15 protein-coding genes are annotated in these 18,598 nt (G+C 66.1%); 9 read left to right on the top strand and 6 right to left on the bottom strand.

The genetic code is table 11. The features are described from left to right. The first annotated feature begins 67 nt into the window (after window positions 1-67). Window positions 68-1,846: an N-acyl-D-amino-acid deacylase family protein gene (locus tag FHS92_RS09805; protein WP_184079945.1), complete on the top strand. Its 1,779-nt coding sequence runs from the start codon at window positions 68-70 to the stop codon at window positions 1,844-1,846. Between the two features lie 103 nt (window positions 1,847-1,949). Here FHS92_RS09805 and FHS92_RS09800 read toward each other — a convergent pair whose 3' ends face one another. Further along, complete coding sequence (locus FHS92_RS09800) at window positions 1,950-2,720, bottom strand: CsgG/HfaB family protein (protein WP_184079944.1); 771 nt, start codon at window positions 2,718-2,720, stop codon at window positions 1,950-1,952. A gap of 158 nt (window positions 2,721-2,878) precedes the next feature. Between FHS92_RS09800 and lepA the strand changes: the two genes are divergently transcribed. Genes lepA through FHS92_RS09785 form a run of 3 tightly spaced genes read left to right on the top strand, consistent with a single transcriptional unit; the run spans window position 2,879 to window position 5,652 of the window. Then, complete coding sequence (lepA, locus tag FHS92_RS09795; protein WP_184079943.1) at window positions 2,879-4,687, top strand: translation elongation factor 4; 1,809 nt, start codon at window positions 2,879-2,881, stop codon at window positions 4,685-4,687. A gap of 7 nt (window positions 4,688-4,694) precedes the next feature. After that, on the top strand, window positions 4,695-5,315 hold the full coding sequence (locus FHS92_RS09790) for a LysE family translocator (RefSeq protein WP_221230978.1): 621 nt from the start codon (window positions 4,695-4,697) through the stop codon (window positions 5,313-5,315). Between the two features lie 31 nt (window positions 5,316-5,346). Further along, entirely contained in the window at window positions 5,347-5,652 is a 306-nt protein-coding gene (locus FHS92_RS09785; RefSeq protein WP_184079942.1) for an alkylphosphonate utilization protein, read from the top strand. Window positions 5,653-6,311: 659 nt separating this feature from the next. On the opposite strand, the gene smc is transcribed toward FHS92_RS09785, so the two are convergent. The 4 genes from smc to FHS92_RS09765 are packed head-to-tail and all read right to left on the bottom strand — an operon-like array spanning window position 6,312 to window position 11,877. After that, window positions 6,312-9,752 (bottom strand): chromosome segregation protein SMC, encoded by a 3,441-nt coding sequence (gene smc, locus FHS92_RS09780; protein WP_184079940.1) that lies wholly within the window; start codon window positions 9,750-9,752, stop codon window positions 6,312-6,314. Window positions 9,753-9,795: 43 nt separating this feature from the next. Continuing rightward, entirely contained in the window at window positions 9,796-10,536 is a 741-nt protein-coding gene (locus FHS92_RS09775; protein WP_184079932.1) for a DsbA family protein, read from the bottom strand. Window positions 10,537-10,587: 51 nt separating this feature from the next. Further along, window positions 10,588-11,274, bottom strand: a complete 687-nt coding sequence (locus FHS92_RS09770; RefSeq protein WP_184079930.1) for a DsbA family protein — start codon at window positions 11,272-11,274, stop codon at window positions 10,588-10,590. Window positions 11,275-11,307: 33 nt separating this feature from the next. After that, a complete protein-coding gene (locus FHS92_RS09765) occupies window positions 11,308-11,877 on the bottom strand; it encodes a DUF721 domain-containing protein (protein ID WP_425506242.1) in 570 nt (189 codons plus the stop codon). A gap of 13 nt (window positions 11,878-11,890) precedes the next feature. Between FHS92_RS09765 and mutY the strand changes: the two genes are divergently transcribed. The 4 genes from mutY to FHS92_RS09745 all read left to right on the top strand — a co-directional run bounded on the left by mutY (window position 11,891) and on the right by FHS92_RS09745 (window position 16,131). Next, the gene (gene mutY / locus FHS92_RS09760; protein WP_184079928.1) at window positions 11,891-13,006 is read left to right on the top strand and encodes an A/G-specific adenine glycosylase; all 1,116 of its coding nucleotides are present in this window, start codon (window positions 11,891-11,893) and stop codon (window positions 13,004-13,006) included. Continuing rightward, window positions 13,003-13,890, top strand: a complete 888-nt coding sequence (gene nudC / locus FHS92_RS09755) for an NAD(+) diphosphatase (protein ID WP_184079926.1) — start codon at window positions 13,003-13,005, stop codon at window positions 13,888-13,890. The genes mutY and nudC overlap by 4 nt, the downstream gene beginning before the upstream one ends. Before the next feature lie 110 nt (window positions 13,891-14,000). Continuing rightward, the gene (locus FHS92_RS09750) at window positions 14,001-15,347 is read left to right on the top strand and encodes a TldD/PmbA family protein (RefSeq protein WP_184079924.1); all 1,347 of its coding nucleotides are present in this window, start codon (window positions 14,001-14,003) and stop codon (window positions 15,345-15,347) included. Continuing rightward, window positions 15,340-16,131, top strand: a complete 792-nt coding sequence (locus FHS92_RS09745) for a 3'(2'),5'-bisphosphate nucleotidase CysQ (protein ID WP_343056712.1) — start codon at window positions 15,340-15,342, stop codon at window positions 16,129-16,131. The genes FHS92_RS09750 and FHS92_RS09745 overlap by 8 nt, the downstream gene beginning before the upstream one ends. Before the next feature lie 9 nt (window positions 16,132-16,140). On the opposite strand, the gene FHS92_RS09740 is transcribed toward FHS92_RS09745, so the two are convergent. Then, window positions 16,141-17,247 (bottom strand): YihY/virulence factor BrkB family protein, encoded by a 1,107-nt coding sequence (locus tag FHS92_RS09740; RefSeq protein WP_184079922.1) that lies wholly within the window; start codon window positions 17,245-17,247, stop codon window positions 16,141-16,143. A 219-nt stretch (window positions 17,248-17,466) separates the two neighbouring features. Here FHS92_RS09740 and FHS92_RS09735 point away from each other — a divergent pair, with 219 nt between their 5' ends. Continuing rightward, complete coding sequence (locus tag FHS92_RS09735; protein WP_246351893.1) at window positions 17,467-18,537, top strand: L,D-transpeptidase family protein; 1,071 nt, start codon at window positions 17,467-17,469, stop codon at window positions 18,535-18,537. Window positions 18,538-18,598: the final 61 nt, after the last annotated feature.

The following is an 18,598-nucleotide window of genomic DNA, read 5'->3' as shown; positions in this document are numbered from 1 at the left end:
CAAACATGGGACGTTATGCGCGAGCTGCATGGGTTCTTATGCAGGAAAGCTGCGAGAGGCATTTGACATGACCCAGGCACTCGACGTCGTTATTCGAGGGGGAACCGTAGTCGACGGCTCCGGTGGAGAGCCTTATCGTGCCGATGTGGGCATCGTGGGTGACACGATAAGCGTGGTCGGCAAGATTGATGACGTGGGCCGGGTGGAGGTCGATGCGACCGGCCAGTTCGTCACCCCCGGTTTCATCGATCCGCACACGCATTATGATGCTCAGGTCACGTGGAGCCATTCGCTGAGGCCCTCCACATATCACGGGGTCACCACGGTCGTAATGGGCAACTGCGGGGTCGGCTTTGCGCCGTGCAAGCCGCAGCATCGCGATATCCTCGTCACGCTTATGGAAGGTATCGAGGACATTCCGGAAATCGTCATGACCGAAGGAATGCCATGGCAATGGGAGACGTTTCCCAACTATCTCGATTTCATCGGCGCGCGCGCCTTCGATGCCGATGTTGCGGCATATCTACCGCACGCTGCGTTGCGCGTTTATGTCATGGGCGAGCGCGCGAAAGCCAGCGAGAAAGCGACAGAGCAGGACCTAGCGCAGATGACCGCGATCGTCGCCGAAGCCGTTCGCGCGGGAGCTATCGGGGTTTCTACATCCCGCAACCTGATGCACCGCGGGTCCGATGGCAACATGGCTCCGCACGTCCAATCGGACCGGGACGAATTGCTGGCACTCGCGCGCGGCCTCAAGGAGGCGGGGCGCGGCGTGTTTCAGATCATACCGCAGATGATCGATCACGCAGCCCAACATCAAGTCGCTGTGGAAGGACAACCTCAATTCGTCGCACGCGAGTTGGCGCTGTTCCGCGAAATCGCGCAAACGTCCGGCGGCCCGGTTACCTTCTCGCTTACCGATGCAGCCTGGGCGCCGGGTATCTATACTCATGCGCTGGAAGAGTCAGCGCGTGTGAATGCGGAACATGGAACGCAAATCAGACCTCAGATTTTCCCGCGCCCGATAGGGATGCTGATCGGCCTCGATCTCTCGGTTCATCCCTTCATGTATCACCCGACCTATCTGCGGATCAAAGATCTCCCCGTCGACGAGCGCGTCGCCATCCTGCGCCGCCCCGAAACACGCAAACAGCTTCTGTCGGAAGAGCCCGATACAACCACAGCGGGCGCGAAAGGCGCAGCCTATGTCAGCATCGCGCTGGAGGGCTATCGGCTGGGCAATCCGCCGCGCTATACCTTGGGGCCTGACCGCAGTCTCCGCGCCGAGGCGGAACGTCGCAACGTGTCACTCTTCGAGGTTGCCCTCGATTGGCTTCTCGACGGCGATGGGACGACCATGTACCTGGCGCCAGGCGGCAATGTCGGTTCGGAAACCCTCGAAAATGTCGCGGAAATGCTGCATGACCCCAATGCGATCGTCGGACTGGGAGACGGCGGCGCACATTACGGCTCTGTTTGCGACGCGGGCTTTCCCACCACTCTGCTGGGATATTGGGTGCGTGATCGGCAGGGCGAAGGCCAGATCCCACTGGGCAAGGCGATCAACATGCTTTCGCGGCGCAACGCAGAACTCTTCGGGTTTATGGATCGTGGCCTGATCGCGCCCGGCATGCGGGCGGACCTGAACATCATCGATCTGGATCGGATCGACGCACAGATGCCGGAAGTCGTGCGAGACCTTCCCGCCGACGGACGACGCATCACGCAACGGGCGGTGGGATATACCGCGACGATGTTGCGCGGAACGTTCACCCATCGGGGCGACGTACCGACCGGCGCAACGCCCGGCGGTCTCGTCCGGTCAGCGTTCGTGGACGCCCTTTGACGATAGAGACCGAGGGAACGCTCGGTTCAACGAGCGAGGATCAGGCCGACACGAAAAAACCCGCCCCCGGTGAGGAGCGGGTTTTTCCCATACCGTGCGAAAATTACTTCGCCTTGGGCGCCGCTGCCGCCGCGTTTGCGGGCAGGCCACCAAGCTGCGAGACAAGCTTCGTATAGGCGTCGAGATAGGCGAGGACGATGACCTGACCGATGTCCGTGTTCTGGTAGCCGCCGCCACCCGCCGCCGCGAGACCGCCCATCCAGCCAAGGCCGCCACCGCCGCCGAAGCTGAGGTCCGACTTGCGGAAATAGCCCTGCGTCATCGCCTCTTCCTCGGTCGTGCGGGCGTTGACGATCGAGAGCGTGACGGTCGCTTCCTTCTTCTTGATCGAGATGCCACCGAGCACCGCGCCGCCCAGACGGCCACCAAGCATGCCGCCCAGCATACCGCCGAAGGCGTTGCCGCCGCTGTTGTTGTTAGTGGTCACGATGTCGGGCTGCAGGAAGTAATCCGCGGCCTTCACCTGACCTTTGCCAAGGTTCGATCCGGACTGAAGCTCACCCGAATCCGCCATCGCGCGTTCCAGATTGCGGCTCGCCATCGACCGGCCACGGTTGACGAGGCCGAAGCAGCCGGACTGCTGTACGAACAGCTTGATGATCGCTTCGGGGCTGCCCAGGCTCAGCTCGCGCCACCATTGCGTGTCCGGCTCGACAATGGCGACCGTGCCCAGCTTCTTGGTGCAGACGGGGATTTCCATCTGCTTTTTCTCCTGCGCCTGATGGCCGGATGACCCCTTGTCCGCCGCCTGCGCCGGAGCCACGGAAACCAGCAACAATGACAGCGCGGATGCGGCAGTCGCGATCTTCAGCATCGAAATCCCCCTGGATTAGGTAAAAATAATATCTGGACGCGTCTTTATGCGTGCGTGCCCGGAATGGCAGTGACTCTTATCACAAGGCCGTCCGGGTTCAAGTGTGCTGCAGCGGCGATGGTTTGCACCGATCCCGCTCCCCTGCTATCGCGCGCGCCATGACCGATCTTTCGCGTATCCGCAATTTTTCCATCATCGCCCATATCGACCATGGCAAGTCGACGCTCGCCGACCGGCTGATCCAGCGCTGCGGAGGCCTCACCGACCGCGAGATGACCGCGCAGGTGCTCGACAACATGGATATCGAGAAGGAACGCGGCATCACCATCAAGGCGCAGACGGTGCGGCTCGATTACACCGCGTCCGACGGCCTGACCTACGAGCTCAACCTGATGGACACGCCGGGCCATGTCGACTTCGCCTATGAAGTCAGCCGCAGTCTTGCCGCCTGCGAGGGCGCGCTGCTGGTGGTCGACGCCGCACAGGGCGTGGAGGCGCAGACGCTCGCCAACGTCTATCAGTCGATCGAGCATGACCATGAAATCGTGCCGGTCATCAACAAGATCGACCTGCCCGCCGCCGAACCGGAAAAGGTGAAGGCGGAGATCGAGGAAGTGATCGGCCTCGACGCGTCCGAAGCGGTGCTGGCGAGCGCCAAGTCCGGTATCGGCATCGACGAGGTGCTCGAAGCCATCGTCAAGAAGATCCCCGCGCCCAAGGGCGACCGCGACGCGCCACTGGAAGCGATGCTGGTCGACAGCTGGTACGACCCCTATCTCGGCGTCGTGATCCTCGTGCGCGTCGTCAACGGCGTCATCAAGAAGGGCCAGCAGATCAAGTTCATGATCGGCGGGACCGAGCATCTGATCGACCGGGTCGGTTGCATGCGCCCCAAGATCGAGACGCTGAGCGAGATCGCGGCCGGCGAAATCGGCTTCATCACCGCGCAGATCAAGGACATCAGCCAGACCCGCGTGGGTGACACGATCACCACGGTCAAGAATGGCGCGGCCACCCCGCTGCCGGGCTTCAAGGAAGTGCAGCCGGTGGTGTTCTGCGGCCTCTTCCCGGTCGACGCGAACGACTTCGAAAAGCTGCGCGATTCGATCAGCAAGCTGCGGTTGAACGACGCAAGCTTCAGCTTCGAGATGGAGTCGAGCGCCGCTCTGGGTTTCGGATTCCGCTGCGGGTTCCTCGGCCTTCTCCATCTGGAGATCATTCAGGAGCGGCTGACCCGCGAATATGATCTCGACCTCATCACCACCGCGCCGTCGGTGGTGTACAAGCTGCAACTCACCCACGGCAATGGCGAGATGGAACTGCACAACCCCGCCGACATGCCCGACCCGACCAAGATCGCCGCGATCGAGGAGCCATGGATCGAGGCGGTGATCTACTGCCCGGACGAATATCTTGGCTCGATCCTCAAGCTCTGCCAGGATCGGCGCGGCATCCAGAAGAACCTCACCTATGTCGCCAACCGCGCGCAGGTGACCTATGAACTGCCGCTCAACGAAGTGGTGTTCGACTTCTATGATCGCCTGAAAAGCATCAGCCGCGGCTATGCGAGCTTCGACTATCACCAGATCGGCTATCGCGATGGCGACCTCGTCAAGATGAGCATCATGGTCAATGGCGAGCCAGTCGACGCGCTTTCCATGATCGTCCATCGCGGATCGGCCGAAACGCGCGGGCGCGGCATGTGCGAGCGCCTCAAGGACCTGATCCCCCGCCACCTGTTCAAGATCCCCATTCAGGCGGCCATCGGCGGCAAGGTGATCGCGCGCGAAACCATCGCCGCGATGCGCAAGGACGTGACCGCCAAATGCTATGGCGGCGACATCAGCCGCAAGAAGAAGCTGCTCGACAAGCAGAAAGAGGGCAAGAAGCGCATGCGCGAATACGGCAGCGTGAGCATTCCGCAGGAAGCCTTCATCGCCGCGCTGCGCATGGGGGACGAAAGCTGATGGCCGGGTGATCGGATCCGGCCCCGTCGACGCGGCGTTCCTGCTGACGGTGCTGGTCATCGAGCTGACGCCGGGTCCGAATATGGGCTGGCTGGCACTGCTGTGTGCGCTGGAAGGACGGCGGGCGGGGCTTGTAGCGGTGCTGGGAGTGGCGGTGGGCCTGCTCGGTCTCGGGCTTGCCATGCTGTTCGGGATGGCACGGCTCACGACGGAAATGCCCATGCTGCTGGGTCCCCTGCGCTGGGCGGGCTGTGCCACTATGCTGTGGATCGCGTGGGACACATGGCCACGCCGGGCCGCGAGCAGGGCAGCGCAGGAACACACCGCCCGGCATCTGGTGCGCACGTTCAGTCACGGACTGGTGCTCAACCTGCTGAACCCCAAATCCGCGCTGTTCTTCGCGCTGGTGCTGCCCGAATTTTTCCACCCTGGCCTTGCGCCTCTGCAGCAGGCCCTGACGCTGACGCTCGTTTATGTCGCTGTGGCGAGCGCGGTCCACCTTGCGATCGTCCTGATGGCGGACCGGGTGCACGGCTGGCTGTCCGATCCCGCCCGCGCAACCCGCATCCGCCAGGGGTTCGCGCTGCTGCTCGTCGGGCTGGCGATCTGGATCGCGCTGCGCGGTTGACGGGTGTCCCCCGCTCGTCCATGCCCCGTCTATGGGCGAAGATGAAGACTATGTGTTCGACGAGGCGAGCGGCGAATGGCTGCCCGCGTCGCAGGTGGCCGCGAGTATGGCGGCGGGTGACGCGGTGGAAGTGCGCGATGCGGTCGGCAATCTGCTGGCCGATGGCGATCAGGTGACACTCATCAAGGATCTGACCGTCAAGGGCGCGGGCCAGACGCTGAAACGCGGCACCCTCATCAAGTCCATTCGCCTGACCGGCGACCCCCAGGAAATCGACTGCCGCTACGAGGGGATCAAGGGCCTGGTGCTGCGGGCGGAGTTTGTGAAGAAGCGGTAGGGATGTCGGCACTGTTGGCCATTCTCGCTTCGGCAGCCCTCAACAAGGGCGCTATCGATGTCAGCGACGGTCCCTCCCATAAAGAGATAGGCCGAGCGCTCACCTTCGATCGTTTTGATGACAGTTGCGCTGGCCTGGGCCCCGATAATGACTGTCCGGTAGCGAACATCTTTAGGATTGTCACGAAAGGTGCTCGATGTACCCCTGCTACCCGGTCAGATCGCTTGCAGTATGGAATAGACTTTTCGCGGGTATATCGATGCGGCTTTCGATCACAAACGATCCGCGTGGGCGACAGACCCCGCTCTGACCGCTGGCAGAACGACAGCGCAATTATTTACCGGGACGATGATTTGTATATCTGGCGTGCAGCGCCATCGGCGCGACATTACTGAGGGGTTTGCGAAACAGAGGATCGAACCATCAATCTGAATCACCTCCGTTCGCCCTGAGTAGGGACTGAGCTCGGCGAAGGCCCGTATCGAAGGGCCGTCCTTCGATACGCCATTTCGACAAGCTCAATGGCTACTCAGGATGAACGGGTAAGATTAGGCTTGATGCTCTAACCGTCATGCCAGCGCAGGCTGCCATCTTGTGCCGAATGGCGCGCTTCCGGGCCTGAGACCCCAGCCTGCGCTGCGGTGACGGGAGTATGGACCTCACTCCGCCGCCAGCAGTTCCTCCGCCGCGCCGAGGTCCACCGATACCAGCCGGCTCACGCCCTGTTCCACCATCGTCACGCCGAACAGGCGGTGCATGCGCGCCATGGTGACGGCGTTGTGGGTGACGATGAGGTAGCGGGTGCGGGTGTCGCGGACCATCTGGTCGAGGAGGTCGCAGAAGCGCTCGACATTGGCGTCGTCGAGCGGCGCGTCAACTTCGTCCAGCACGCAGATCGGCGCGGGGTTGGTGAGGAACAGGCCGAAGATCAGCGCGACCGCGGTCAGCGCCTGTTCTCCGCCGGACAGCAGGGTGAGGGTCGAGAGCTTCTTGCCCGGCGGCTGGGCGAGGATCTCAAGGCCCGCCTCCAGCGGATCGTCGCTCTCGATCAGTTCCAGCCGCGCCTGCCCGCCGTTGAACAGTGCGGTGAACAGGCGGCGGAAATGCCCGTCGACGGCCTCGAACGCGGCAAGCAGCCGCGCGCGCCCCTCGCGGTTCAAACTGCCTATCGATCCGCGCAACTGGTGGATCGCCTGAGTGAGTTCGGCGCTTTCTGCGCGGCTGGTTTCCTGCAGCCCTTCCAGCTCGGCGAGTTCGCTCGCGGCGACGAGGTTGACCGGGCCGATCCGTTCGCGCTCGGCGGTCAGCCGGTCGAGCTCCGCCTGCTCGGTCTGCGCGCTGCCGACGTCCGCGCTGGCAAAGCCCAGCCGCTCGGGCAGCACGGCGGGCGGACATTCGAAACGCTCGCCCGACGATTGCGCCAGTTCGACCCGGCGCGCCTGCGCGCTTTCGGCGCGGGCGGCGGCCCCGGCGCGCGCCTCGCGGGCGAGCGAGAGCGCCTCCCCGGTCTGGTGATGGCGCTCCTCCGCCTGACGCAGCGCGCCTTCCGCGGCGCGCTCCTCTTCCTGCGCGGCCTGCGCAGCGGCGGCAAGGGTGGCGCTTTCTTCGCGCAGCCCGGCGATGTCCTCGTCGAGCGCGGCGGGGCGATCCCGCAGCGTCTGCTGCTCCACCAGCATAGCCTCATGCCGCGCCGCCATGTCCGCGACGCGTCGCACGGCTTCGCCGGATCGGGCGCGCCAGCTCTTGATCTCGCCTTCGGCGGCGGTGATGCGGTCGCGGTCGCTTGCCAGCGCACGCTCGGCCAGCACGGCGTCGGCCTGCAACTGGCTGACCGCCTGATGCGCCTTTTCGCTGGTGGCGGAGAGGGTCGCGACGAGCGCGGCGGTCTCGGTGCCGTCGGGCATGTTGGCGCGCGCTTGCTGCGCAGCTTCATGCTCGGCCAGACTGGCGGCGAAATCTTCCCGCGCATGGGCGAGGCGGGCGGCGCTGTCCTCCCGCCGGGCGGCAATGCGCTCGATCTGCGCGGCGGCGTCGCCTGCCCGGCGCGTGGCGTCCGCGATGGTGCGTTCCGCCTGCGCGAGCGTGGCGCGGTGCTGGGTGATGGCCGCGCTGGCTTCGGCGGCGGCAGCGGTGACGCGCGCCAATGTGTCCTGCGCGGCCTCCACGGCTCCGGCAGCCTCAGGCCGTTGCGCGGCGATTGCGTCGAGGCGGTTCTGCCGGATCAGACGCTGCGCGGCGGCGGCTCCCCCTTCGCGCGCGACATAGCCGTCCCACCGGCGCATCTGCCCATCGCGCGTGACGAGGCGCTGACCCACGGCAAGCAGTGACCCGTCATCCCGCTCCACCACGGCAACCTGCGCCAAGCGGCGGGCAAGCGCGGCGGGTGCGGTGACATGATCGGTTAAGGCCGTCGCGCCGTCGGGCAAAGCCGGATCACCAGGAAGCGCCTCCGCCCCCGCCCAATGGCGCGCGGCGGCGCTGTCCAGTCCGGCCTCCAGATCATCGCCCAGCGCGGCGGCGAGCGCATGCTCATAGCCCGGCGCGGCCTTGATCGTGTCGAGCAGGCGTGCCCCGCCCGCTTTCTGGTCGAGCGCGCGGGTAAGGGCGCTGGCCTCCGCATCCAGAGCGGCCAGCGCCGCCTTTGCCGCGGACAGCTCGGATTCAGCGTGCGATCGCGCCTCGGTCGCCTGCGCGCGGATCGCCTCGGCTTCGGCCAGGGCTTTTTCGGCATCTTCGCGCTCGGCTTCGGCCTGCGCGGCGGAAGCGAGCCCCTCTTCCCGCTGCGTTTCGAGCGGTGCCGGGTTGGGCAGGCTTGTCGCCTCCGCCTCCAGCCGGGTCACATCCCGTTGCGCCCGTTCGAGCCGGGATTGCGCGGCGGTGAGCGCCGCCTGCGCCACGCGCAGCTCCGCCTGCTCGCCCGCCTGTCGCGCCATCGCGCGGGCGAGGTCCAGTTCCGTGTCGCGGGCATCCTCTTGTGCGGCGGAAATGCGCGTCGCGCGCTCGGGCGCGAGAGCTTCGGCGGATCGGACGCGGTCTTTCAGCGTCGCAATTTCCTCCGTCAGCCGCGCGATGGCGTCGGCGGCATCATTGGCGAGCGCGCCTTCCCGCTCCCGGTCCTCGGCGAGCCGGAGCATCTGCGCGTCGATGTCGGCAAGGCGGCGAACCGCCTCCTGCCGCTGCGCTTCCAGAGCAGCGAGCCGGTGCCCGGCCTCGTTCGCGCCCTCCCGTGCACGCTGGGCGGCGGCGCGCACCTCGGCCAATGAATCCGTCGCGGTGCGCGCATAGGCAGCGGCGGCAAGCTGCGCCTCCTGCGCCTTGCTTACGGCCTCCTCGGCGAGGCGCGCCTCGACCACGGCAGCCTCGGCTGCGGTCGCCGCTTCGCGCCAGCGCGACCAGAGCGCGCGCGCCTCGGCCAGGCGGATCGCTTCCGACAGGCGGGTGTAGCGCTCCGCCGCTTTCGCCTGCCGCCGCAAGGATGCCGCGCGGTTGTCCATATCGGCGAGAATTTCGTCGAGCCGCGCGAGATTGGCCTCGGCGGCGCGCAGTTTCTGCTCGGCGTCCTTGCGGCGGACATGCAGCCCGGCGATCCCGGCGGCTTCCTCGAGCATCGCGCGGCGTTCCTGCGGCCGTGCGGCGATGACGGCGGCGATCTTGCCCTGGCTCACCAGCGCGGGGCTGTGCGCGCCGGTCGCGGCGTCGGCGAAGGTCAGGGCGACATCCTTCGCGCGCACGTCGCGCCCGTTGGCGCGATAGGCGCTGCCCGCGCCGCGTTCGATCCGCCGGACGATTTCCAGCTCTCCGTCGCTGCCTACCTCAATGGCAGGGATGCTCTCACCGGGCGCGACGCTGGCGTGCAGGGTAACCTCTGCGAAGTCGCGGCGCGGGCGGGTGGCGGTGCCCGCGAAGATCACGTCTTCCATGCCGCCGCCACGCATGGAACGGGCGCTTGCCTCTCCCATGACCCAGCGGATCGCTTCGAGAAGATTCGACTTGCCGCAGCCATTGGGGCCGACGACGCCGGTCAGGCCAGCCTCGATCCGCAGCTCGGTCGCATCGACGAAGCTTTTGAATCCCGAAAGCTTGAGCCGCCGGATCTCCATCGGCGCTACCCCCGCGCCTCGCTGGAAAGGAGGATTGCGCTGATCAGAGGCCAGCTTCCTTCAGCTTGGCCTTCATCAGGTCCCATGTGGCCGTTTCCGGCACAACGGCGCCGTTCAGGAGCAGGGTCGGCGTGCCGGTGATGTTGTATTGTGTGTTGGCGTCCTGCACGCCCTTCGCCAGCAGCTCGATGGTCTTGGTATCGCCCAGGCACTGCTTCGCCTTTTCCTCCGATATGCCGCGCTGCTTGACGAAATCGATGAGTCCGGCCGCCTGTGCCAGCGCGAAGAAGCGCTGCTCGGGCGGAAGCGCCATCGCCGCCTGATACGGCCCATCGCCGCCCGCCTGCAACTTCTCGAACGCGGCCGCCTGATTCTGGAACAGCTGCTCCATCAGCGGAAAGAAGGGTTCCGCGCCGCCGCAGCGGGCGAGCAGGCCCATCGTCATGTCGAGCGGGTCGCGAACATAGTTGCGGAATTCGAAGCTCATCTTGCCGGTATTGACCATCGCCTGCACATCAGCGGCCGATTCGGTCGCGAAATCGCGGCAGTGCGGGCAGGTGAACGAGCCATATTCGGCCACTTTGACCGCGGCGCTGGGGTTGCCCATGACGAAGCCATGCTCCGGGCTTTCCGCAACCACGTCGGCCCACTGCTTGCCCGCCGGGGGCGGGACCGCCGCAAGATTGGCGGCGTTTGCGGGCGCGGCGCTGTTGCCGGCATCCTTGCCACCGCAGGCAGCGAGGGCGACGGTGACGACGAGGGCAAGAAGGCGAAGGGATTTCATCGGGAATCGGGCTCCGGAAATAGGCTCGGTACGGGCAGGAACGGTACTAGATCACTTCTGCGGTGCGGGCAACAAAGGCGCGAGGTCGGCCCAGTTGTGCGCGTCGACCAGTGTGCCGTTGATGACGAAGCTCGGCGTGCCGGTGGCTTTCACATCCTCGATCGCTTCCTTGGTCATCGCGAGGACCGCCTGCATCGCCTTGGGATCGGCGAGGCACTGGCGCGACCGGGCGGGAGCGATCCCGCGCTTTGCCATCAGCGCGAGCAAGCCCGTCTTGTCGGCAATGTCGGCGAGCACCGCCGCGCGCGGAGCATCGTCGGGCAGGGTGGACGGCGTCTTTTCATAGGCCATGATTTTTTCGACCCAGGCCTGCTGCGCGGCGAACAGCGCTTCGTGGTCACCGAAAAAGCGCGCCGGGCCTCCGCAGCGCGCCAACAGCGCGGCCGTGAGGTCGTAGCGATCCCGCACCAGATTGCGCACCTCGACGCTCGCCTTGCCGCCGCGTATCCAGCCGCTGCGCAGCGGTGCGCTCGCATCCGCCACAAAGTGCGCGCAATGCGGACAGGTATAGCTCACATATTCGACGAGCTTCGTGGGAGCGGCGGGATTGCCCATAATCGTCCCTCCGATGGGCGAAGAGGCGACAGCCCGCGTCCAGTCCCGGGGCGGCGCAGCATGCGCCATTCCCTGCATAAGCATAAGGGCCAGCAACGAGAGAACAACGCGGGTGAAGGGCATGATGAACAGGTCCGGCGACTGGGAGAGGAGGGTTCAGCCGATCTTGCCGATGGGCGCGCTGTTGGCAAGTCCCTGTGCCATGGCTTCCAGCACGGCGCGCAGTTCCGGATCGCCGATGCTGCGCAGCGAATCGCCCAGCTCGGTCGGGATCGGACGCAGATTGGCGGGCGGCGGGCGACGCTCCGGTTCCCGCCGGGCGACCTCCCCCTGCTTGATGGCGACGCGCGTCACAGCGGCATAGCCGAAAAAACGGTTCACCCGCTCGATGATGTCGGGGACGATATGCTGGACGATCGGCGCGTGGCCACCCATCACCGTCAGGGCCAGCGTCCCTTCAGCCTTCTTGCCCGCCGGAAAGCGGATCGACTCCGGGGCGGATATCGCCGCTGTACGCTCGCCCACGATTTCCGCCCAGCGGGTGACAATGCTCGACTGCACGAAGCCGAAGCGACGGAACGCGGCGTCGCCGATTCGCGGCATCAGGTCGGCGATCGCGCGCGGCCCATTAACGCGGCGCGGTTCGTCATCGCCCGCGGCTTTTGTGCCCTTGCGCGCAGGCTTTTTGCCATCGATTTTGCCCGGTTCCGTCATGGCGCGCATCATGGCATAGGGGGGCATGCCCGTCGAGTGCCGAACGTTGCCTGTTGCTCCCACCCCACCGCTTTCTCCCCCGGCGCCGTCCATCGCCGACAGGTTGCTGGCGCATTATGACGCGCATGCCCGCACCCTGCCGTGGCGCATTCGTCCCGGAAGCACGCAACAGCCCGATCCCTATCGTGTCTGGCTGTCGGAAATTATGCTCCAGCAAACGACCGTGGCGGCGGTCATCCCCTATTTTGACACGTTCACCCGGCGCTGGCCTACGGTGGATGCATTGGCGGATGCCGCTGACGCCGACGTGATGGCGGCGTGGGCGGGGCTGGGCTATTACGCCCGGGCGCGCAACCTGCTCGCCTGCGCGCGGGTGGTTGCGGGGGAGCAGCGCGGGCGCTTCCCCGATAGCGAAGCGGGCCTTCGCGCGCTGCCAGGCGTCGGGGCGTATACGGCGGCGGCGATTGCGGCGATCGCCTTTGGCCAGCGCGCGGTGGTGGTCGACGCCAATGTCGAGCGGGTGGTCGCGCGCCTGTTCGCGATCGGCACGCCGCTGCCCGCCGCGCGTCCCGCGATCCGCACGGCGGCGGACAGTATCACCCCGAATGAACGAGCGGGCGACTTCGCGCAGGCGATGATGGATCTGGGTTCAAGCCTCTGCACGCCGCGCAATCCCCAATGCCTGCTCTGCCCGCTGCGAAGTGACTGCCGGGCGGCGCAATCGGGCGATCCCGCCGCCTATCCGGTCAAGCCCGCCAAGGGGGAGAAACCCCGCCGCACCGGCACAGTCTGGTGGCTGGAGCGCGATGACGGCCAGGTATGGATCGAGCAGCGCCCGGCCAAACGGATGCTCGGCGGAATGCGCGGCCTACCCGGCACCGACTGGGACAGCCGTACCAGTTGGCAACAGACCGCACCGCCCCCGCTGGCGGGGCCGTGGCAGGCGCTCAACAGTCCGGTTGAGCATGTGTTTTCGCACTTTGCGTTGACGCTGACCGTCGAGCGGCTGCGCGTTGCGCAACAAAGTGATTGCCTGCCGGGCGGCGATGGAGAATGGTGGCCGCTCGCATCGCTGGCCGATGCCGGGTTGCCCGGCGTGTTCGCCAAGGTTGCCCGCCTCGCCCTCCGGGAGAATGCATGAAGAGACAGTCGCTGCCCGGATTTGCCGCGCCCAGTATCGACCGCGCCGACCATGTGCGCACCGACCCCGCCGCGATCGCGCGCGCCTTCGCCCATCCCGAGGCCGCGCGACTGGTGCTTCGTGGCCTGGATCCCGTGCTGTGGGGCGACATGCTGGAGCGGGAACCGCTGCCCGCGGGCGCGAGGATGGACGATTATGTGCTGCTCGGGCTGGAGGGTGCGGAAGCGCCGCTGTTCGTTCAGCTGTCCGCCGACATTCCCCATGGCGTGACGCAGAGCCAGGGGGTCTGGGACGCGGCGGACGTGCTGCGTGCGGAAGAGCTGGCGCTCTATGGCGGCGCGCGCAGCCTGCTCGACTGGCATGCGCGCCATGGCTTTTGCGCTGTATGCGGAACGCCGACCGTGCCTGCAAAGGCGGGCTGGTCACGCCATTGCGGCCAGTGCGGGGCGGAGCATTTTCCCCGCGTCGATCCGGTCACGATCATGCTGGCGGAATGCGAGGGCGAGATCCTGCTCGGCCGTCAGCATCGCTGGCCGCAGGGCCGCTATTCCGCGCTCGCCGGGTTCATTGAGCCGGGCGAGACCGTCGAGGGCGCGGTCGCCCGCGAACTGTTCGAGGAGGCGGGCGTTGTCGCGACCGATGTGCGCTATGTGATGAGCCAGCCCTGGCCTTTCCCCTCTTCGCTGATGATCGCGTGCATCGCCCAGGTGCCCGACAAAAGGCTGAAGCTTGATGCCACCGAAATCGAGGATGCCTTCTGGATCGACGCAGCCGGCGTCCGTACCGCTTTCGAAGGCAGTCCAGACGCACGCTTCCTCTTTCCCCGCGAAATGACGGTCGCGCATCACCTGTTGCTGCACTGGCTGACGGAACAGGAGGCGTGATGGCCGGTTCTTCCCAGGTGCGCTTCGCTTGCCTTGCGCGATTTGCACCTTTTCTCCGGCGGCGTTAAGGCCCGGCACCGGACCCCTTTTACAGGAATTGCTCACCCCTCATGCTCACACTTTCTCAGGCACAGGATCGCGCGGAGTTGCTGGTCGACCAGGCTCGCAAGGTCGGGGCGGACGCTGCCGATGCCATCTATATCGGGAATGCCTCTACCGGCGTGTCGGTGCGACTGAGCGAACTGGAAGACGTCGAGCAGTCCGAGGGTGAGGAGATTGGCCTGCGCCTGTTCGTGGGCAGGCGTTCGGCGACGGTGTCGGCGTCGGATATGAACCCCGCATCGCTGTCCACGCTTGTCGACCGCTGCGTCGCCATGGCGAAGGAGGCTCCGGAAGACGACTATGCCGGGCTTGCGCCGCAAGACCTGCTGCTGCGGGGCCGTGTGCCCGGCCTTGACCTTGCCGATCATGCCGACCCGGAACCCGCCGAACTGCGCGAACGGGCGCTCGCCGTGGAAGAGGCCGCGCGTGCGGTCCCTGGCGTCACCAACAGCGAAGGCGGCGGCGCAAGCAAGGGCCGCACGCAGGTGGCGCTTGTCACGAGCCACGGCTTTGCGAACAGCTATGCGACCACCAGCCACGGCACCTGGGCGAGCGTGCTGGCCGGTGAGGGCGCGTCGATGCAGCGCGACCATGCCAGCCATTCGGTGCGCCATCTGGTCGACATCGAGGATCCCGAAGATATCGGCCGCCGCGCCGGACATCGCGCCGTCGCGCGGCTCAATCCGGTGAAGATCGACAGCGGTACGATGCCGATCATCTTCGACCCGCGCGTTGGATCGAGCATCATCGGTCACCTTATCGGCGCAATCGCAGGCCCCTCGATCGCCCGGCGTTCGAGCTTCCTGCTCGACGACCTGGGCACACAACTCTTCGACAGCGCGATCCGGATCATCGACGATCCGCTGCGCAAGCGCGGACTGCGTTCCCGTCCCTTCGACGGCGAGGGTCTTGCGACGCACCAGACCGCGCTGGTCGAGGGAGGGCGGCTCACGGGCTGGCTGCTCGACAGCGCATCGGCGCGGCAGCTGGGCGGCGCGCCGACCGGCCATGCCAGTCGCGGGATCGGCGGATCGCCCGGCGTGTCGGCAACCAATGTGCATCTCGCCCCCGGCACGGCCACCGCCGCCGACCTCATGCAAGGCATCAAGCGCGGTCTCTATGTCACCGAGCTGATCGGCATGGGCGTCAACGGCGTGACCGGCGACTACAGCCGGGGCGCATCGGGCTTCCTGATAGAAAACGGCGCCGTGGCGCAGGCGGTCGCGGAAATCACCATTGCGGGCAACCTCAAGGATATGTTCGCCGCACTGGTTCCCGCGAACGATCTGGTTTTCCGTTACGCTGTGAACGTGCCGACCCTGCGGATCGACGGCATGATGGTCGCTGGTGGCTGATCGCGCGATCCGCCCCCTGATCGATGCGGTATCGGAAGCGGCCGATCACGCGCTGACGTTGTGGGCAGGCGGCAAGACGCGGGTGGAGCGCTGGGAAAAGTCGCCCGGCGAGCCGGTGTGCGAGGCGGACATCGCGGTCAACCACATGCTACGCGCTTCCCTGCGCGCCATCGACCCGGACGCGGGGTGGCTGTCAGAAGAGACGGTCGACAATCAGGATCGCCTCTCGACCGACCGCCTGTGGGTGGTCGATCCGATCGACGGCACGCGCGATTATCTGGGCGGGCGGCCCGGCTGGGCGGTCTCGGTCGCACTGGTGCAGGACGGCGAAGCGATCATCGGCATATTGGCCGCGCCCGCCCGCAACGAGCTGTGGGTGGCACAGGCGGGCCAGGGGGCGCGGCGCAACGGAACCTTGCTGAGTGCGAGCGGGCGTACCCGCCTGCCTGGCGCACGGGTGCCGTCCGATGTCCTGCCGCGCGCCGACAGCGATCTGCGCACCGTCCACAAGCCCAACAGTATCGCCCTGCGCATGGCAATGGTCGCCGCCGATGAGGCCGATCTCGTGGCGACGATCCGCTGGGGCAATGAATGGGATATCGCGGCCTCTGCCCTCATCGCGCAGGAGGCGGGCGCCACCGTGACCGATGCGCTCGGCGGGAAGCTGCGCTTCAACCGGCCGGTGCCCAGCGCGTTCGGCGTATTGTGCTGTGCCCCCGCCATACATGATGCCGCCGTCGAACGGTTGCGTGGTCGGGTCGAAGCGGTGCTGGCCAAGGAATAATCGCCAGCCTCAGCGCCCGCGTTCGAGCTGACGCGCTGCATCGCGACGCCGCTTTTTCTCCATCAGCGCCCGGCTCGCCTCATCGACAATCACGCTGTCGGCCATGACCGCGCCGCGCATGCCGATTGGCCGGTCCGGTCCCACGGTCGTATCGACCATCGTCTGGCGCTCCATCTCGCTGTTCACCTCCGCCCCGATGAGTACGGCATAGGCGGACAGGAACAGCCACATCAGAAAGATGACGATCCCGCCAAGCGATCCGTAGGTCGCGTTGTAATCGCCGATGTTCGCGACGTAGAACCCGAAGCCCAGCGTCGTCAGCAGCCAGAGAATCGTGGACAGCCCCGACCCCACCGACAACCAGCGCCACTTGGCCGCGCGCCGGTCGGGCGCGTAGCGGAAAAAGATCGCGAAGGTGAAACTGATGAGGCACGCTGCGACGGCCCAGATCAGAATCTGGATCAGCAAACGGATCGCGTCCCCCAGATAGGCGGCGAGAACGTTACTGGTATAGGTGAACAGCGAAATCGCCGCCGTGCCGATCAGCCCCGCGCCGACCATGCCAGCCGTGATGGCCGCCGCCACCAATGTGGTGCGGATAATGCTGCGCGTCTCATGCTCTTCATAGATGATGTTGAGGGCCGCCATCATGGCCGAAGCCGCGCGCATCGCACCATAGAGTGCGAACAGGATCGCGAGCGCGAGACCCACCCCCTTGGCCGTCTCGCTGCTCGTAACGATGGCAATCATCTGATCGCGCAGGATGGTCAGAACCTCGGACGGCACGATACCGCGCAGGAGATCGATATTCCCCGCCACCGTCTGGGGATCGCCCGCCAAGCCGTAGACCAGAACAACCGACGCGATCAGCGGCACAAAAGCGAGGAATGCAAAGAAAGCAACGCCCGCCGCCAACAGGCTGAGATTATGAAACCCGGTCATGATGTAGACGCGCTTGACGATAGCCCACCATGCTGCACCGGGCATGTCTGCGGGGGACTCGCCCGTCGCGCCGGGCACTGTCTGTGCGATCACGTCCAGCGCCTGCGGATCGACGGGCTCGCCCTTTTCGTCGACCGGTCCTTCACCGGATTTTGCGGCACTATGCTCGGTCATCGGCGGCGCATGGCGGCGTGGGATAGTGCTGGCACGGCGTGGCTCCTTCGTATCGGCTGTCGTGCGGCGCGTGGTGGGGCAATTCTGCGCAGGCCCGCAGACGCGCCTTCGTGACCATATCGCGCCAGCAAGGAAGTAAGTTCCTCGCCCCGTCGCAGGGCGTGCATCGTTCTCGGCCCCACAGCGTTGAGCATAGAACCCCCGTTGCAGGAGCCTCCCTTGAAGCGTGCCACCCTTTTTCTTGTCCCGATCCTCCTCACCGCATGCCAGGAAGCTCCGTCCAATTCCGCAGACGCCACACCCGCCAAAACTGTCGACACCCGCGATGCCGGTACTCCGCTGGGGTTCGAGGACGCGGGGCCGGTCCCCGCGACGCTGGCCGTGTCGGAAGCGTTCCGCGTTCAGGTTGTTCTCGACCGGCTCGGCTTTTCGCCGGGCGTTATCGACGGCCAGTCCGGTCCGTCACTGGCGCTTGCGCTGCGCGGCTTTCAGGAGGCAAACGATCTTTCCCCCACCGGCACGCTCGATGATCCGACCCGCAAGGCGCTCACCCGCTGGCGCGATGTCGCACCGATGCGCGCGGTCCGCATTCCTCCGGCCTTTGCCGCCGGACCCTTCTTCCCGAACCTGCCCAAGGATGCTGCGGCACAGGCGAAGCTGCCCGCCATCGGCTATCGTGACCTGACCGAGGCGCTGGCCGAGCGTTTCCACACCACGCCCGCCGTGCTGGCCCAGCTTAACCGGAACGGGCCGATCACCGCGCAGGCGAGCCTCATCGTGCCCAACATCGCGGATATCGATCCTGCCACCTTGGGCGAGGATGCGCGCGGCTGGAACGCGACGCTGCAAAAGCTCGCCGTTTCGCCGAAACAGCCGCAGGCGGCAAAAGTGGTGGTCGACAAGTCCGAAGGCACGTTGCGCGCCTATGACGAGGGAGGCAAGCTGATCGCCCAGTTTCCCGCGACGATGGGCAGCGCGCATGACCCGCTGCCCATCGGCACCTGGAAAATTCAGGGCGTCAGCCGCAACCCGGACTTCCGCTACAACCCCAAATTGTTCTGGGATGTCAGCGACAGCAAAGCGTCTGCGCTGCTGAAGCCCGGACCCAACAACCCTGTGGGTGTGGCATGGCTTGATCTGTCCAAGCCGCATTACGGCATTCACGGCACGGGCGAACCACAAACGATCGGCCGCGCGGAAAGCCATGGCTGCGTGCGCCTCACCAACTGGGACGTGGCGCGGCTGGCGCAGATGGTGAAGGTCAGCACGCCCGCGATATTCCAGAACTGACGAGCCTGCCCGACCGGCCGCCGTTGGCAAAGCGGCGTGGCTGGTTTGTCGGGCTGTGGGC

It is taken from the genome of Sphingobium subterraneum, from assembly GCF_014199435.1.
GTDB classification, from domain to species: Bacteria; Pseudomonadota; Alphaproteobacteria; order Sphingomonadales; family Sphingomonadaceae; genus Sphingobium; species Sphingobium subterraneum.
The sequence above is the reverse complement of the archived record's forward strand: the minus strand, read 5'-3'. Positions and strand labels throughout refer to the sequence as shown.

Bases quoted from the DNA above. Each gene is read 5' to 3' on its own strand.
- lepA (WP_184079943.1), top strand. From the start codon at position 2,879: ATGACCGATCTTTCGCGTATCCGCAATTTTTCCATCATCGCCCATATC.
- FHS92_RS09805 (WP_184079945.1), top strand. From the start codon at position 68: ATGACCCAGGCACTCGACGTCGTTATTCGAGGGGGAACCGTAGTCGAC.
- FHS92_RS09800 (WP_184079944.1), bottom strand. From the start codon at position 2,720: ATGCTGAAGATCGCGACTGCCGCATCCGCGCTGTCATTGTTGCTGGTT.
- FHS92_RS09770 (WP_184079930.1), bottom strand. From the start codon at position 11,274: ATGCCCTTCACCCGCGTTGTTCTCTCGTTGCTGGCCCTTATGCTTATG.
- FHS92_RS09785 (WP_184079942.1), top strand. From the start codon at position 5,347: ATGGGCGAAGATGAAGACTATGTGTTCGACGAGGCGAGCGGCGAATGG.
- mutY (WP_184079928.1), top strand. From the start codon at position 11,891: ATGCCCGTCGAGTGCCGAACGTTGCCTGTTGCTCCCACCCCACCGCTT.
- FHS92_RS09740 (WP_184079922.1), bottom strand. From the start codon at position 17,247: ATGACCGAGCATAGTGCCGCAAAATCCGGTGAAGGACCGGTCGACGAA.
- smc (WP_184079940.1), bottom strand. From the start codon at position 9,752: ATGGAGATCCGGCGGCTCAAGCTTTCGGGATTCAAAAGCTTCGTCGAT.
- nudC (WP_184079926.1), top strand. From the start codon at position 13,003: ATGAAGAGACAGTCGCTGCCCGGATTTGCCGCGCCCAGTATCGACCGC.
- FHS92_RS09775 (WP_184079932.1), bottom strand. From the start codon at position 10,536: ATGAAATCCCTTCGCCTTCTTGCCCTCGTCGTCACCGTCGCCCTCGCT.
- FHS92_RS09765 (WP_425506242.1), bottom strand. From the start codon at position 11,877: ATGATGCGCGCCATGACGGAACCGGGCAAAATCGATGGCAAAAAGCCT.
- FHS92_RS09750 (WP_184079924.1), top strand. From the start codon at position 14,001: ATGCTCACACTTTCTCAGGCACAGGATCGCGCGGAGTTGCTGGTCGAC.